This window comes from Streptomyces sp. NPDC055287, from assembly GCF_053646035.1.
In genome coordinates this window covers 302409-315137 of the sequence record NZ_JBSHNE010000005.1, presented here as the reverse complement: position 1 = coordinate 315137, position 12729 = coordinate 302409, and the positions used below count along the sequence as shown (strand labels likewise).

Genomic DNA, 12729 nt, shown 5'->3' with positions numbered 1-12729 from the left:
GTGGGCTAAGCTCTCTCTCGGTAGCGTGTCCGAGTGGCCTAAGGAGCACGCCTCGAAAGCGTGTGATGGTGCAAGCTATCCGTGGGTTCAAATCCCACCGCTACCGCTCGGAACGAAAGCCCCGACTCCCTGAGTCGGGGCTTTCGTGTTGTGCGGTTAGACTCACGCGACTCAGGGGACCGGCAGGGGAGGCCGCACAGATGGTGCAAACGAAGAAGATCGCGCTGTACATGGTCGTGGTCTTCGTGCTGTACACGATCATCACTTCCCCTTCCCGGGCGGCCGATCTCGTCCAGGTAGGGTTCGAAGGCGTGTCCAGTGCCGCCCAGGGCGTCGGCGAGTTCATGTCCCAGCTGATCCAGTAGGAGTGCCCCTTGATCCGCCATCTGGTCCTCTTCAAGCTCAACGAGGGTGTCGAGCGGGACGAGCCGCGCGTCCTCGCCGGCGTGAAGGCGTTCGAAGAACTCGACGGGGTCGTTCCCGAGCTGGAGTTCTGGGAGTGCGCCTGGAACATCACCGACCGGCCCATCGCGTACGACTTCGCCATCAACTCGGCGGTCCAGGACCGCGATGCGCTGAAGCGGTACATCGAGCACCCCGCCCACCAGGCGGCCGCCGGACAATGGCGTGAATTCGCCACGTGGGTGATCGCCGACTACGCGTTCTGATTTCCCCGCCACAGCAGGCCCCGCACCGGTCCGGTGCGGGGTTTTCGCATGTTTACAACCCAATTTGGCGTCAACACGGAGTTATGCGGTGCTTGCACACAGTGCACATGTCTTGTGATGCTATGACCGCTTTTGACGGATGAGTTGAACGTGGTTGACCGAGAAAAGGGGTGGCGTGACCGTGCCGGCCAGTACAGCACCTCAAGCTCCGCCCCAGCAGCTCCAGCCGCTCCCGCCCGAGACCGCCCCCGACCCCCCGGCGGGCGGCACCCCCAAAAGCCGTGGCGCGGACACCAGGGCCCTCACGCAGGTGCTGTTCGCGGAGCTGAAGGGGCTGGACCCGGGAACGCCCGAGCACAACCGTGTGCGAGGCGCGCTCATCGAGGCGAACCTGCCGCTGGTGCGGTACGCCGCCGCCCGGTTCCGCAGCCGCAACGAGCCGATGGAGGACGTCGTACAGGTCGGCACGATCGGGCTCATCAACGCGATCGACCGGTTCGACCCGGACCGCGGTGTCCAGTTCCCGACCTTCGCGATGCCGACCGTCGTGGGCGAGATCAAGCGGTACTTCCGCGACAACGTCAGGACCGTGCACGTGCCCCGGCGGCTGCACGAGCTGTGGGTCCAGGTCAGCGGGGCCACCGAGGACCTCACGACGGCCCACGGGCGCTCCCCCACGACCGCCGAGATCGCCGAGCGTCTGCGCATCTCCGAGGACGAGGTACTGGCCTGCATCGAGGCGGGACGGTCGTACCACGCGACCTCCCTGGAGGCGGCCCAGGAGGGTGACGGGCTGCCGGGGCTGCTCGACCGGCTCGGTTACGAGGACCCGGCGCTGGCCGGCGTCGAACACCGCGACCTCGTGCGGCACCTGCTCGTACAACTGCCCGAGCGGGAGCAGCGGATCCTGCTGCTCCGGTACTACAACAACCTGACACAGTCCCAGATCAGTGCCGAGCTCGGCGTCTCGCAGATGCATGTGTCAAGACTTCTGGCGCGAAGCTTCGCCCGCCTCAGATCCGCAAATCGAATCGAGGCGTAACCGGATCGGGTAGCACCCTTCCATGGCCGAAAAGCCGCACACCCCCCTTTTCCTGCGCAGATTTGTCGACTTGGCGCTACAGCGTGTTGCCGACATGTGACATTCTGCTGGAACCGCGTTTGCCGCAGCTCCGCCGCCGGTATTCAGGTGGAGGCTGCTTCCTCCGACGGGAGCGCCCGCCGCTACCGTCAGCGACCTCAAGGGGGTGGCATGTCCGCAGAACAGGGCAGCTCGAAGGTGCTCACGAAAGAAGTGCCCGCCGTGCTCGACCAGGTGACGGCTCCTCCGCCGGCGCTGGTGTCGCAGCCGGAAGCCATCGACACCCGCACTCTGTCCCGCTCGCTCTTCCTGCGGCTTGCCGCCCTCGACAAGGACAGCCCGGACCGTACGTACGTACGCGACACGCTGATCGAGCTGAATCTCCCTCTGGTGCGTTACGCCGCGGCCCGGTTCCGCAGCCGCAACGAACCGATGGAGGACATCGTCCAGGTCGGCACGATCGGCCTGATCAAGGCGATCGACCGGTTCGACTGCGAACGGGGCGTGGAATTCCCGACGTTCGCCATGCCGACCGTGGTCGGGGAGATCAAGCGCTTCTTCCGTGACACCAGTTGGTCGGTACGGGTCCCGCGCCGCCTCCAGGAGCTGCGGCTCGCGCTGACGAAGGCGAGCGACGACCTCGCGCAGAAGCTCGACCGGTCGCCGACCGTCCCCGAACTCGCCGCCGTGCTGGGCGTGTCGGAGGAGGACGTCGTCGACGGACTGGCGGTGGGCAACGCCTACACCGCGAGCTCGCTGGACTCGCCCTCCCCCGAGGACGACGGCGGCGAGGGTTCGCTGGCGGACCGGCTCGGATACGAGGACACGGCGCTGGAAGGCGTCGAGTACCGCGAGTCGCTGAAGCCGCTGCTGGCCAAACTGCCGCCCCGCGAGCGCCAGATCATCATGCTGCGGTTCTTCGCGAACATGACGCAGTCGCAGATCGGTGAAGAGGTCGGCATCTCCCAGATGCACGTCTCACGTCTGCTGACGCGGACGCTCTCGCAGCTGCGGGAGGGCCTCATCGCGGACTGAACCTCGCCAGTGAGGTGTATGGGGTTTTTAATTGACGGTGCGTCAGGCACACTGGCGCGATGCGACGTCATGGTCTGACACACGGCCGCCGAGGTGCCGCTACGGGCGCCGCGGCGGTTGTGCTGTGTCTGGGCGGGGTGCTGGCCGCGTGCGGCGGCGGGAGCGACGACGGCGGCTATGTGGCGGTCGGCGCGGCGGGCCCTGGTCCGGAGCGCGCGCCGGGACGGGCCGTACCCCCGGAGGGCGAGGTCGAGCTGGTGCCGCTCGACGGGGACAGGTCGCGTGGCGGCAGCGGTCGTGACGGCCCCGGCGACGGGCGCCGGTCCGCCGGCGACGGGGGATCCGACGCGGGTGTCTCGGGCGACACCGGTGGTGCGAGCGGTACGGGTGCGCCGGGAGCCGACGCCAGTGGCAGTGGCAGTGGCAGTGGCAGTGACTCCGCGGCCGGGGGGCCGGGCGGCGGGGGCAGCGGCTCGGGCTCCGGCGGCGCGGATGCCCCGGAGGCGCCGGGCACGTCCGGCGGCGGTGGGGACGGCAGTGGCGGCGGTACGTCGGCGAAGCCGCCGGTGACCGGATCGCCCGGGGCGCCGGGGAACGGGACCGGAACAGGGACCGGCTCCGGGGGCGGCTCCCCCGCGCCGCCCGCGGGTCCCGCGGTACTCAAGCTGGGTGACCCGCTGCTCGCACCCGGGGAGAAGCGGTGGTGCGAGCAGGTGACCGTGCCGTTTCGCAACACCGGCGCATCAGCGGTCCGTTCGGGCACCGTGACCTTCGCGACGCACATCATCGGCGCGCTGGGGGTGGACTGGGACACCAGGATGTCGACCCAGCCGCTGCCCGGGCCGATCGCCGCGGGCGCGGCCGTGACGAAGACGTACACCGTGTGTGTGGACGCCTGGCGGGTGCCGCTGGGCATGCGTGTCGAGACCCAGGACGTCACCGCCGACTGGAAATGACCGGTCAGGTGAAGTGATCAGCCGAGCGCGAGCCAGGCGACCGCCGCGAGGACCGCGACGACGGCTACGACGCCGACGATCAGGCCGGTCCTGGGACCACCCGACGCGGCGGCCGCGGCCGGCTGCTGCCGCTGCGGTTCGCCCTCGTCTACGAAGGCGCGGAACATCTGGGTGCTGCCCGCCGGGTCGTGTTGACCCTCGGGGCCCTGAGGGGCGTGGGGGTTGTGTGCCATGGGGCACGACCCTAGCGAAGTGGGCCTGCTCAGCACACCCCCGGACCCTCCCAGCGGCGTGATCTGCTGCTTTACCGGCCACACGCTCGCCCTTGACCCGCCGCGCACGCAGCCTTTTGGGTTCCTTTACTCCAGGAGGCCCGAATTAGTTTGCCTGAAGCAACCAACTACTTCTATGGTTGCCCTAAGCAACAAGATGTTCGGAGGTGCCCATGGCCGCACAGAGTCAGTTCGCGGAACTGGCCCGGCAGCTCAGTGCCATCGGTGCCGTGAAGCGCGATCTCGCACGCGTCCTCCCCGCCCACTGCCCGGCCGGATCGGCCGCCGTGCTCAACCTCCTCGACCGGCACGGCGAGATGCGGATGAGCCGGCTCGCCGAGCTGCTCGCGGTCGACATGTCGGTAACCAGCCGGCACGTGGCACATGTGGCGGAGCGCGGCTGGATCGACCGGGCCCCCGACCCGTGCGACAAGCGTTCACGCATCCTGCGGCTCAACCCGGCGGGCCGGGCGCTCCTGGAGGAACTCTCCGAGCGCTACATCCAGATGCTCGCCGGTGCCCTCGACGACTGGTCCGACGACGAGGTCGGACAGCTCAACAGCATGCTGGCCCGCCTGCGCAGCAGTTTCGACTGCCGGGCCAGGGCCCCGCACCACGTCGAGCACGACACGGCGGTACCAGCGGTACCAGCAATGCCCGTAATACCCGCAGCACCCGCGTAAGCAAAGGAATTCAATGGCTACGACCACACCGGCCGGTGTGCGGGGCGGCCACGCCAAGCAGGGGTCCCACCACCACTCCTCCGACGGCGCGCCGATGACTCACCGGCAGATCATGGAGGCCCTCACCGGCCTTCTGCTCGGCATGTTCGTCGCGATGCTGTCGTCGACGATCGTGTCCAACGCCCTCCCCGAGATCATCAGGGATCTCGACGGCACCCAGAGCGCGTACACCTGGGTCGTCACCGCCGCCCTCCTGTCCATGACCGTGACCACGCCCCTGTGGGGCAAGCTGGCGGACCTCTTCAGCAAGAAGCTGCTGGTCCAGATAGCGCTGGTCATCTTCGTGATCGGCTCGGCGCTCGCCGGCGTCTCGCAGAACACCGGGACGCTCATCGCCTTCCGCGTGCTCCAGGGCATCGGCACCGGCGGCCTGGTGGCGCTCTCGCAGATCGTGATCGCCGCGATGATCCCGCCGCGTGAGCGCGGGCGGTACGCCGGTTACATCGGTGCGACCTTCGCCGTCGCCACGGTCGGCGGTCCGTTGCTCGGCGGTGTCATCACCGACACCGACTGGCTGGGCTGGCGCTGGTGCTTCTACGTCGGTGTGCCGTTCGCGGCCATCGCGCTGGTCCTCCTCCAGAAGACCCTCAAGCTCCCGGTCGTCCGCCGCAAGGTGAAGATCGACTGGCTCGGCGCGTTCTTCCTGGCCGCGTCCGTGTCGTTGCTGATGATCTGGGTGACCCTGGCGGGCGACAACTACGACTGGATCTCGTGGCAGACGTACGCCATGGTCGGCGGCTCGATCGTGCTCGGCCTGATCTTCATCCTGGTCGAGACGAAGGCCGCGGAGCCGCTGATCCCGCTGCGCTTCTTCCGTAACCGCACGATCGCGCTCACGTCCTTCGCGAGCCTCTTCGTCGGCGTCGCGATGTTCGGATCGACCGTCTTCCTCAGCCAGTACTTCCAGCTCGCCCGGGACAAGTCGCCGACGATGTCCGGCGTCATGACGATCCCGATGATCGCGGGCCTGTTCGTCTCGTCCACGGTCTCCGGCCAGATCATCACCAAGACCGGGCGCTGGAAGGGCTTCCTGGTCGGCGGCGGCGTCGGCCTGGTCGCGGGCCTCGGCCTGCTCAGCACCATCACGTACGACACCGAGTACTGGCAGGTCGCCCTCTACATGGCGGTCCTCGGCCTCGGCCTCGGCATGATGATGCAGAACCTCGTCCTGGCCTCCCAGAACCAGGTCGAGCCGCACGAACTCGGCGCGGCCAGCTCCCTGGTCACCTTCACCCGCTCCCTCGGTGGCGCGGTCGGCGTCTCCGCGCTCGGCGCGGTGCTCTCCAGCCGCATCACGCACTACGTCGAGGACGGCCTGGCCGCCCTCCACATCAAGCCGGGCGCAGCCGGTGGCGGGAACACCATCCCGGACATGGACGCGCTGCCCGCGCCGATCAGGACCGTCATGGAGAGCGCGTACGGAAACGGGGTCGCCGACCTCTTCCTGTACGCCGCCCCCATCGCGCTGGTCGGTCTGGTCCTGGTGCTGTTCGTGAAGGAGGTCGCCTTGAAGTCGTCCAACGACGTGCCGCAGGCCCAGCCGGTGGAGTCCGAGCCGGAGGCGGAGCCCAGCGCGGCCGTCACCGAGGCGCTCGCCGCCCCCGCGGTGACGGGCAAGACCCTGCACGGCACGGTCCGTACCGCCGAGGGAGCGGCTGTGCCTCATGCCGCGGTCACGCTGATCTCCCTGGCCGGACGGCAGCTCGGCCGCGCGGTCGCCCAGGACGGCCGTTACGCGCTGGACGCCCCGGCAGCCGGTTCGTACGTCCTGATCGCCTCCGCCGACGGCTTCCAGCCACAGGCGTCCACGGTGGTCGTGGGTGACGAGCCCGTCGCGTACGACATCCTCCTGTCCGGTACGAGCGGCCTCACCGGCACCGTGCGCGCCGCCGACGGCGGCCTGCCGGTCGAGGACGCCATGGTCGTCGTGACCGACGTCCGCGGCGATGTGCTGGCGACGGGCAAGTCCGCCGCGCAGGGCGAGTTCGTCTTCGGCGAGCTGATCCCGGGCACGGTGACCGTGGCGGTGAACGCGGCCGGCTTCCGGCCGATGGCCCTGCCGGTGGACATCGGCGTCCAGGGCGTCACCCGCATCGAGGTCGCGCTCCAGTCCGGTGCCCTGGTCCAGGGAACGGTACGCGGCGGCGCCGACCGGCGTCCGCTGTCCGACGCCCGGGTGACGCTGATGGACGCGGCCGGGAACGTGGTCGCCACCTCCACCACCGGGGACGACGGGGCGTACGCCTTCGCCGACCTCGACGCGGGCGAGTACACGGTCGTCGCGGCCGGCTACCCGCCGGTGGCCGGAGCTCTCACCGTCGCGGGCCGCGGCGTCGACGGCCACGACATCGAACTCGCCCACCCGGGCGAGTAGTCCAAGACCCCCGGCGGCCCGGGGCGCGTCCGTAGCGGAGGCGCGCCCGCAGAGGGCGGCCGGTGTGGAAGCGGGCCCCGGCGTGGGTCCGACAGGCAGGGGACGGCCTGTCGGACCGGCCGGGGCCCTCGTCATTCGTTCAAGGAGAGAAAACGGGATGGGACTTCGCGCACAGGTACGGACCCGGGACGGCTGGGCCGTGCAGCACGCGGTGGTGACCGTGACCGACATGACCGGCACGCAGGTGGTCCGGGCTGCGGCCGACGAGGACGGGGCGGTAGGGACCGATACCCCTCTGCCGGCCGGTCCTTGCACGGTGATCGTGACGGCGGCCGGATACGCCCCCGCCGCGTCCACCGCGTTCGTCACGGCGAGCGGACGGGCGGAGGCCGGAACGGTCGTACTGGCCCGCCAGGGCGGCGTGGAACTGCCGCCGCCCGGCATCTGGACCCTGGACCCGGCGCACTCCTCGGTCGCGGCGGTCGCCCAGCACCTGGGGCTCTCCAGCGTGCACGGCCGGTTCCTCGAATTCGGCGGGCGCATCGAGATCGCCGAGGACCTCGGAAAGTCGCGCGTGGAGGCGGTGATCGCGGCGGCGAGCATCGACACCGGCAACGGGATGCGGGACGGGCACCTCAAGTCGCCCGACTTCCTGGACGTGGAGCGGTACCCGGAGATCACGTACAGCGGTACGGGACTGACTCCGGCGGGGCCCGACCGGTGGACGGTGCACGGCGAGCTGTCGCTGCACGGGGTCGCCCGCGCGGTCGACCTGGACCTCGGCTACCTGGGCACGGGCCCGGACCCGTGGGGCGGCGTACGGGCGGCCTTCCGGGCGACGGCGGAGCTGCGGCGGGACGACTTCGCCATGAACTACAACCAGGTCGTCCAGGCGGGCATCTCGGCGATCGGCGCGACGCTGCGGGTGGAGCTCGACGTACAGGCGGTGCAGGGGGAGCGGCTGCCGCAGGTGTAGCCGCGGATCGCGCCGGCCCCGGTCGCCGCATCAGTCGCGTCAGTCGCGTCTGGTGAAGGAGCCGGCCGGGGGCGGGCCGCCGCCCGCCTCCGACACCAGTTCGTGGCAGAGCTCCCGCAGCTTGATGTTGCGCACCTGCGAGGCGCGGCGCAGCACACCCAGCGCCACCTCGGCGGTGCACCGCCTGCGGGCCATGACGATGCCGATCGCCTGGTCGATGACCGAGCGCGACAGCATGGCGGTCCGCAGATCGTTCACCGCCTCCGTCTCCCGCTCCAGGCGTTCCGCGACAGCGACCGCTCCCGCCGCCTGCGCGGCCAGCCGCCGTGCGGTCTCCAGCTGGGAGTCGAAGGCACCGGGGCGCTCGGAGTAGAGGTTCAGCGCCCCGAGCGAGTGGGAGTTGACGGTGAGGGGCGAGGCGAAGACCGACCGTACGCCGTGGGCGGCGGCCGCGGCCGGGTACGGGTCCCACCGTCGCTCCAGGAGCAGGTCGGGCACGTAGTTCTCCTCGCCGTTCTCCATGCTGCACACGCACGGCCCGGCGTCGGCCTCGTACTGCAGAATGTCCAGCTTGAACGCGCCGGCGCCGCCGGCGGCGGTGACCAGCCGCCCGTCGCGCCGCAGGGTGACGCTGCACGAATCCGCGTCGCGCACGGCCCGCAGAGCACGCTCCGTGACGTCCTGGAGGAAGGCGTCCAGACCGCGCCAGTCGGTGAGCGCCTCGTGGAGCGACCCGAGGTAGAGGTCGTCGCCCCCGGTGCTCCCCCTGCTCTCTGCCGTATCCGTCATATATGTCCCCTTCCCGCAATCGGGGAAGTCACCCGGGTCCTACTCGGCCGCCTTCGCGTCCACGATGCGTGACGCGATGTCGCGGAGCTTCACGTTGCCCTTCTGCGACGCCCGCACCAGACGGTCGAAGGCCTCCATGGCGTCGATGTTCAGCCGCCCCATGAGGATGCCGGTGGCCTGGCCGATCACGTCCCGGGTCTCCATGGCTTCGGCGAGCTGTTCCTGTACGTCGACGTTCTGCAGGGCGATGCCGATGTGGGCGGAGAGAAGGCGTCCGGCGCGTACGGACGCGTCGTCGAAGGCGCGCGGCCGCCCGGAGTAGAGCGTCAGGACACTGAATCTTCGCTGGTGGCCGCGCAGCCGCAGGAACAGTACGGAGCGCAGGCCGCTCCCGGCGAGCGCCGGTCCGTGGCCGGCGCAGGCGGCGGTGTCCTCGACGCGCGTGACGGGGGTGGTCCACAGATCGTTCCAGCCCATGGCGCAGTCGGCTTCACAGCTGGTCACGGCATCGACGGCGCGTACGACCTCGTCGGTGCAGGCGACCGTACGGACACGGCCGGTCCGCTCGACGACGGAGATCCCCGCGTGATCGGCGGCGGGAACGATCTGCGTGGCCAGCCGCACCGCGGTCAGCGCGGTCTCCGCGCGCCCCTCTGCTTCGTGCAGGGCGGTCGCGGCGGCGGCCAGCGACTCGGCGAGCGAGTCAGTTGACCCCAAAAAGGCAGAGTCGTGCAAAATTTCCGGAATGTCGGACGCAGTCACTACGAACCTCTTCGGCGAGCATGGCTGAGCGTGCGGCCATGCGCAGGAGAGCTCCGCAGCACATTCCCGACTGCGAGCAAAGGACGAACAGACTCTATCCGCTTCCGTCCTGCGACGAAGCATTGCTATCGCCGTCTCGACCTCCCGGCCGGGTCTGTGCTGGAATAAACGCCTAGGTCAGGAAGCGGCCTTCCGTCGATTCGCATGCTCTGCGGTCAGGTGACGCCCGTGCCCGTCCTCCTCCAGCCCCTCGATATTCCGCCGTGCACCGTCGTGGTGATGCCGGAAGAGATCGATATCAGCAATTCCTCTCAGCTGTTCGCCGACGCCCGGCAGATCGTCGGTGAGCGGGCCGGGCGGATCGACGCCCTCGTCATGGATTTCACCCCGACGTCGTTCATCGACAGCCAGGCGGCCCGGCTCGTCTCGGCGACCCGGGAGTGCGCGGCGAAGTCGGGGGCCGACCTGCGACTCGCCGTCGACGACGCGTTCGTCGACCGTGTCCTCGCGATGACCAATACGCGGCGGGACGTGCCCGTGTTCGCGAGCCTGGCCGAGGCCCTCATGGGACGGCCGTGGGAAGCGGCCTGCTAGCCGACGGGGTCCTGGCCTGCCCCTGCCGGCGCACACGGGCTAGCGGGAGGCCATCGCCTCGATGCCGGCGATCAGCGTCTCCAGGGCGAAGTCGAAGTCCCGTTCACGCATGTCCGCCACGGTCTCCCCGCCGCGCGCGTCCATCAGGTCCTTCGCACCGCGGAACGCCTCCCGGAGCTCCGGCGCCGTGCTGATCGTCCCCATCGCCTCGGTGAAGTACTCGTCCTGGCTCATGCCCGCCGACGCGCACCGCTGGACGAAGTGGCCCTCGATCGTCCCGAAGCCGTAGACGAACTGGAACACCGCGGCCATGGCGCCCATCTGCCCGTGCGGCGGCAGCCCGGTCGCGCGCATCACGTTCTGCACGGCGCCCGAGAACGCCAGCGAGTGCGGCCCGATGTTCAGGAACGTACCGATCAGCGGCGACACCCACGCATGCCGCACCAGCAACTCCCGGTAGCTGGTCGCCAGTCCGCGCAGCCGGTCGCGCCAGTCGTCCGTCTCGGTCGGCGGCGTGATCTCGCTGAAGACGGAGTCGAGGGCGAGTTCCAGAAGGTCGTCCTTGGTGTCGACGTACCAGTAGACCGACATCGCGGTCACGTTCAGCTCGGCGGCGAGCCGGCGCATGGAAAACTTCGCGAGGCCCTCGGCGTCGAGCAGCCGGACCGACACCGCGGTGATCCGGTCCCGGTCGAGACCGGCCGGCTGTTCGGCCTTGCGGGTGCGTGATGTCTTTTCCTCCAGCCAGACGCTGTTACGGGCTGGATTCTTGACGCGGTCGGCCGCGGACACCATGGCGCACACTCCTCGTTCTCCCGGCGGGGCGGGGGCGGGCCACGGACCGGAATGATCCGGTCCGCTCCCCCGCTCCCGATGCTATGCCGCTGCTGCTGCTCGGGAGGAGTCTGCCCGCTCAGCCCGCCGCAGCAGCACGGCGGCGAGAAGTCCGCCCGCGAGCACCGCGACCGCGCCGACCAGTTGGCTGGTCTCGACCCCGGAGGCGAAGGCGTCCGCGATACGGGCCCGCTCCCCCGCGTCACCGGCCGCCGCCAGGGCCGCCGGCAGCGAGGCCGCGCCGACCGCGGCCGGTACGAGCGCGGCGAAGCGGGAGTTCAGTACCGCGCCCAGGACGGCGACGCCGAGGCCGTTGCCGAACTCGGCCAGCGTGCCGTTCACGCCCGCGCCCACCCCGGCCTTCTCCGGCGGGATGGCGCTCATGATGGCGTTGGCCATGGCGGGCATGGCGAGCGAGATGCCCGCGCCCATGACCACCAGGCCCAGCAGCATTCCGCCGTAGCCGGAGCCGCCGAGGAGCGCGATCGCGGCGAGGCCCGCCGACAGCAGCGCCATGCCGGAGGCGATGGTCCCGGGCGTACCGAACCGGGGGAGCAGGCGCGCGCCGATACCGGTCAGGTTGAGCGCCACGACGGTGAGCGCGAGGGGGGCGGTGCGCAGCCCGGCCTCCAGGGGCCCGTACCCGAGCACGAACTGAAGGTGCTGCGTGAGGAGGAACAGCGACCCGCCCATCCCGAACGCGACGAGGATCGCGCCCGCGACCGCGCCGATGAAGCGCTGGTTGCGGAAGAAGTGCATGTCCAGCATCGGGTACGGGATGCGCAGCTCCCAGACCGCGAACGCGCCGAGCACGACGACGCCGGCCACAGCCGAGAGCAGCACGTGGGTGGAGGTCCAGCCGTGCTCGGGGCCGGAGATGATCGCGTACACGACGGCGGTCATGCCGATGGTCGAGAGCAGCGCTCCGAGGAGGTCGGGGCGGTCGCCCTGCTTGCTCTTGGACTCCGGTACGAGCGAGACGACCGCGACCAGGCCGATCAGCGCGACCGGGATGTTGATCAGGAAGATCGCGCCCCACCAGAAGTGGTCGAGCATCACGCCGCCGATCAGCGGGCCGACCGCGAAGCCGAGCGAGTTGACCGTCGACCAGAGGCCGATGGCCTTCACACGCTCGGTGTCGTCGAAGATCTGCACGACGACGGCGAGGGTGGTCGTGATCAGGAGCGCGCCGCCGACACCCATGCCCGCGCGGGCGGCGATCAACTGCGCGCTGGACTCGGCGAGTCCCGCGACGAGCGAGCCGATGCCGAAGAGCGCGAGGCCCGCGACGAGCATCTTCTTGCGGCCGTAGCGGTCGGCCGCGCTGCCGGCGGTGAGGAGGAGGCCCGACTGGACCAGGGAGTACGCGTTGATCATCCACTGGATGTCGGCAGTGGACGCGTCCAGTTCCGTGGTGAGGGAGGGGATCGCGACGTTGAGGACGGTGTTGTCCAGCAGCACGGTGAGCTGGGCGAGGCAGATGACACCGAGGATCAGCCAGCGCTGCGGGTGACCTTGCGCGGTGGGGCGGTTCTCGGCGGTCGTCGCCGTCATGCGGAATCTCCTTGTACGGGTACGGGGGCAGGCACGCCTGCGCGTGCGGATCGAGTGCGTCCCGTACACCGTACAAGGAAGTCCTGTACGC

The 12729-nt window shown here is 70.0% G+C and carries 14 protein-coding genes and 1 tRNA gene; 10 read left to right on the top strand and 5 right to left on the bottom strand.

All coding sequences use genetic code 11. The features are described 5' to 3' along the window. Positions 1-19: 19 nt before the first annotated feature. From ACWIHY_RS11435 to ACWIHY_RS11410, 6 genes are all read left to right on the top strand, one after another. Positions 20-106, top strand: a tRNA-Ser gene (locus ACWIHY_RS11435). A 94-nt stretch (positions 107-200) separates the two neighbouring features. Then, positions 201-365 (top strand): hypothetical protein, encoded by a 165-nt coding sequence (locus ACWIHY_RS11430; RefSeq protein WP_454375405.1) that lies wholly within the window; start codon positions 201-203, stop codon positions 363-365. Between the two features lie 9 nt (positions 366-374). Beyond that, positions 375-668, top strand: coding sequence for a Dabb family protein (locus ACWIHY_RS11425; protein WP_454375404.1), 294 nt, complete (start codon positions 375-377; stop codon positions 666-668). Positions 669-849: 181 nt separating this feature from the next. Continuing rightward, the gene (locus ACWIHY_RS11420) at positions 850-1710 is read left to right on the top strand and encodes an RNA polymerase sigma factor SigF (RefSeq protein WP_454375403.1); all 861 of its coding nucleotides are present in this window, start codon (positions 850-852) and stop codon (positions 1708-1710) included. 210 nt (positions 1711-1920) lie between these two features. Further along, complete coding sequence (locus ACWIHY_RS11415) at positions 1921-2784, top strand: RNA polymerase sigma factor SigF (RefSeq protein WP_454375402.1); 864 nt, start codon at positions 1921-1923, stop codon at positions 2782-2784. A gap of 59 nt (positions 2785-2843) precedes the next feature. After that, positions 2844-3740: a hypothetical protein gene (locus ACWIHY_RS11410; RefSeq protein ID WP_454375401.1), complete on the top strand. Its 897-nt coding sequence runs from the start codon at positions 2844-2846 to the stop codon at positions 3738-3740. Between the two features lie 17 nt (positions 3741-3757). On the opposite strand, the gene ACWIHY_RS11405 is transcribed toward ACWIHY_RS11410, so the two are convergent. Continuing rightward, positions 3758-3973 (bottom strand): hypothetical protein, encoded by a 216-nt coding sequence (locus ACWIHY_RS11405; protein ID WP_454375400.1) that lies wholly within the window; start codon positions 3971-3973, stop codon positions 3758-3760. A 212-nt stretch (positions 3974-4185) separates the two neighbouring features. On the opposite strand from ACWIHY_RS11405, the gene ACWIHY_RS11400 reads away from it, so the two are divergent. The 3 genes from ACWIHY_RS11400 (at position 4186) to ACWIHY_RS11390 (ending at position 8105) form a co-directional block, all read left to right on the top strand. Continuing rightward, positions 4186-4695, top strand: a complete 510-nt coding sequence (locus tag ACWIHY_RS11400; protein ID WP_454375399.1) for a MarR family winged helix-turn-helix transcriptional regulator — start codon at positions 4186-4188, stop codon at positions 4693-4695. A 13-nt stretch (positions 4696-4708) separates the two neighbouring features. Beyond that, positions 4709-7129, top strand: coding sequence for an MFS transporter (locus ACWIHY_RS11395; RefSeq protein ID WP_454375398.1), 2421 nt, complete (start codon positions 4709-4711; stop codon positions 7127-7129). A gap of 157 nt (positions 7130-7286) precedes the next feature. Then, positions 7287-8105 carry a YceI family protein gene (locus ACWIHY_RS11390; protein WP_454375397.1) on the top strand — a complete coding sequence of 273 codons (819 nt, stop codon included), beginning with the start codon at positions 7287-7289 and terminating at the stop codon, positions 8103-8105. Positions 8106-8144: 39 nt separating this feature from the next. Here the strand turns inward: ACWIHY_RS11390 and ACWIHY_RS11385 are convergent, their stop codons facing one another. Continuing rightward, positions 8145-8894 carry a GAF and ANTAR domain-containing protein gene (locus ACWIHY_RS11385; RefSeq protein ID WP_454375396.1) on the bottom strand — a complete coding sequence of 250 codons (750 nt, stop codon included), beginning with the start codon at positions 8892-8894 and terminating at the stop codon, positions 8145-8147. A gap of 39 nt (positions 8895-8933) precedes the next feature. Beyond that, the gene (locus tag ACWIHY_RS11380; protein ID WP_454375395.1) at positions 8934-9611 is read right to left on the bottom strand and encodes a GAF and ANTAR domain-containing protein; all 678 of its coding nucleotides are present in this window, start codon (positions 9609-9611) and stop codon (positions 8934-8936) included. Between the two features lie 273 nt (positions 9612-9884). On the opposite strand from ACWIHY_RS11380, the gene ACWIHY_RS11375 reads away from it, so the two are divergent. Next, entirely contained in the window at positions 9885-10250 is a 366-nt protein-coding gene (locus ACWIHY_RS11375) for an STAS domain-containing protein (protein ID WP_454375394.1), read from the top strand. A 39-nt stretch (positions 10251-10289) separates the two neighbouring features. Here ACWIHY_RS11375 and ACWIHY_RS11370 read toward each other — a convergent pair whose 3' ends face one another. Both ACWIHY_RS11370 and ACWIHY_RS11365 read right to left on the bottom strand, forming a co-directional pair. Continuing rightward, entirely contained in the window at positions 10290-11045 is a 756-nt protein-coding gene (locus tag ACWIHY_RS11370; protein ID WP_454375393.1) for a TetR/AcrR family transcriptional regulator, read from the bottom strand. Positions 11046-11126: 81 nt separating this feature from the next. Then, entirely contained in the window at positions 11127-12638 is a 1512-nt protein-coding gene (locus tag ACWIHY_RS11365) for an MFS transporter (protein WP_454375392.1), read from the bottom strand. Positions 12639-12729: the final 91 nt, after the last annotated feature.

What these genes read in the sequence shown, in the direction of transcription:
- ACWIHY_RS11430 (WP_454375405.1), top strand. Translation starts at nt 201, where the DNA reads ATGGTGCAAACGAAGAAGATCGCGCTGTACATGGTCGTGGTCTTCGTG.
- ACWIHY_RS11415 (WP_454375402.1), top strand. Translation starts at nt 1,921, where the DNA reads ATGTCCGCAGAACAGGGCAGCTCGAAGGTGCTCACGAAAGAAGTGCCC.
- ACWIHY_RS11410 (WP_454375401.1), top strand. Translation starts at nt 2,844, where the DNA reads ATGCGACGTCATGGTCTGACACACGGCCGCCGAGGTGCCGCTACGGGC.
- ACWIHY_RS11405 (WP_454375400.1), bottom strand. Translation starts at nt 3,973, where the DNA reads ATGGCACACAACCCCCACGCCCCTCAGGGCCCCGAGGGTCAACACGAC.
- ACWIHY_RS11400 (WP_454375399.1), top strand. Translation starts at nt 4,186, where the DNA reads ATGGCCGCACAGAGTCAGTTCGCGGAACTGGCCCGGCAGCTCAGTGCC.
- ACWIHY_RS11395 (WP_454375398.1), top strand. Translation starts at nt 4,709, where the DNA reads ATGGCTACGACCACACCGGCCGGTGTGCGGGGCGGCCACGCCAAGCAG.
- ACWIHY_RS11390 (WP_454375397.1), top strand. Translation starts at nt 7,287, where the DNA reads ATGGGACTTCGCGCACAGGTACGGACCCGGGACGGCTGGGCCGTGCAG.
- ACWIHY_RS11385 (WP_454375396.1), bottom strand. Translation starts at nt 8,894, where the DNA reads ATGACGGATACGGCAGAGAGCAGGGGGAGCACCGGGGGCGACGACCTC.
- ACWIHY_RS11370 (WP_454375393.1), bottom strand. Translation starts at nt 11,045, where the DNA reads ATGGTGTCCGCGGCCGACCGCGTCAAGAATCCAGCCCGTAACAGCGTC.
- ACWIHY_RS11365 (WP_454375392.1), bottom strand. Translation starts at nt 12,638, where the DNA reads ATGACGGCGACGACCGCCGAGAACCGCCCCACCGCGCAAGGTCACCCG.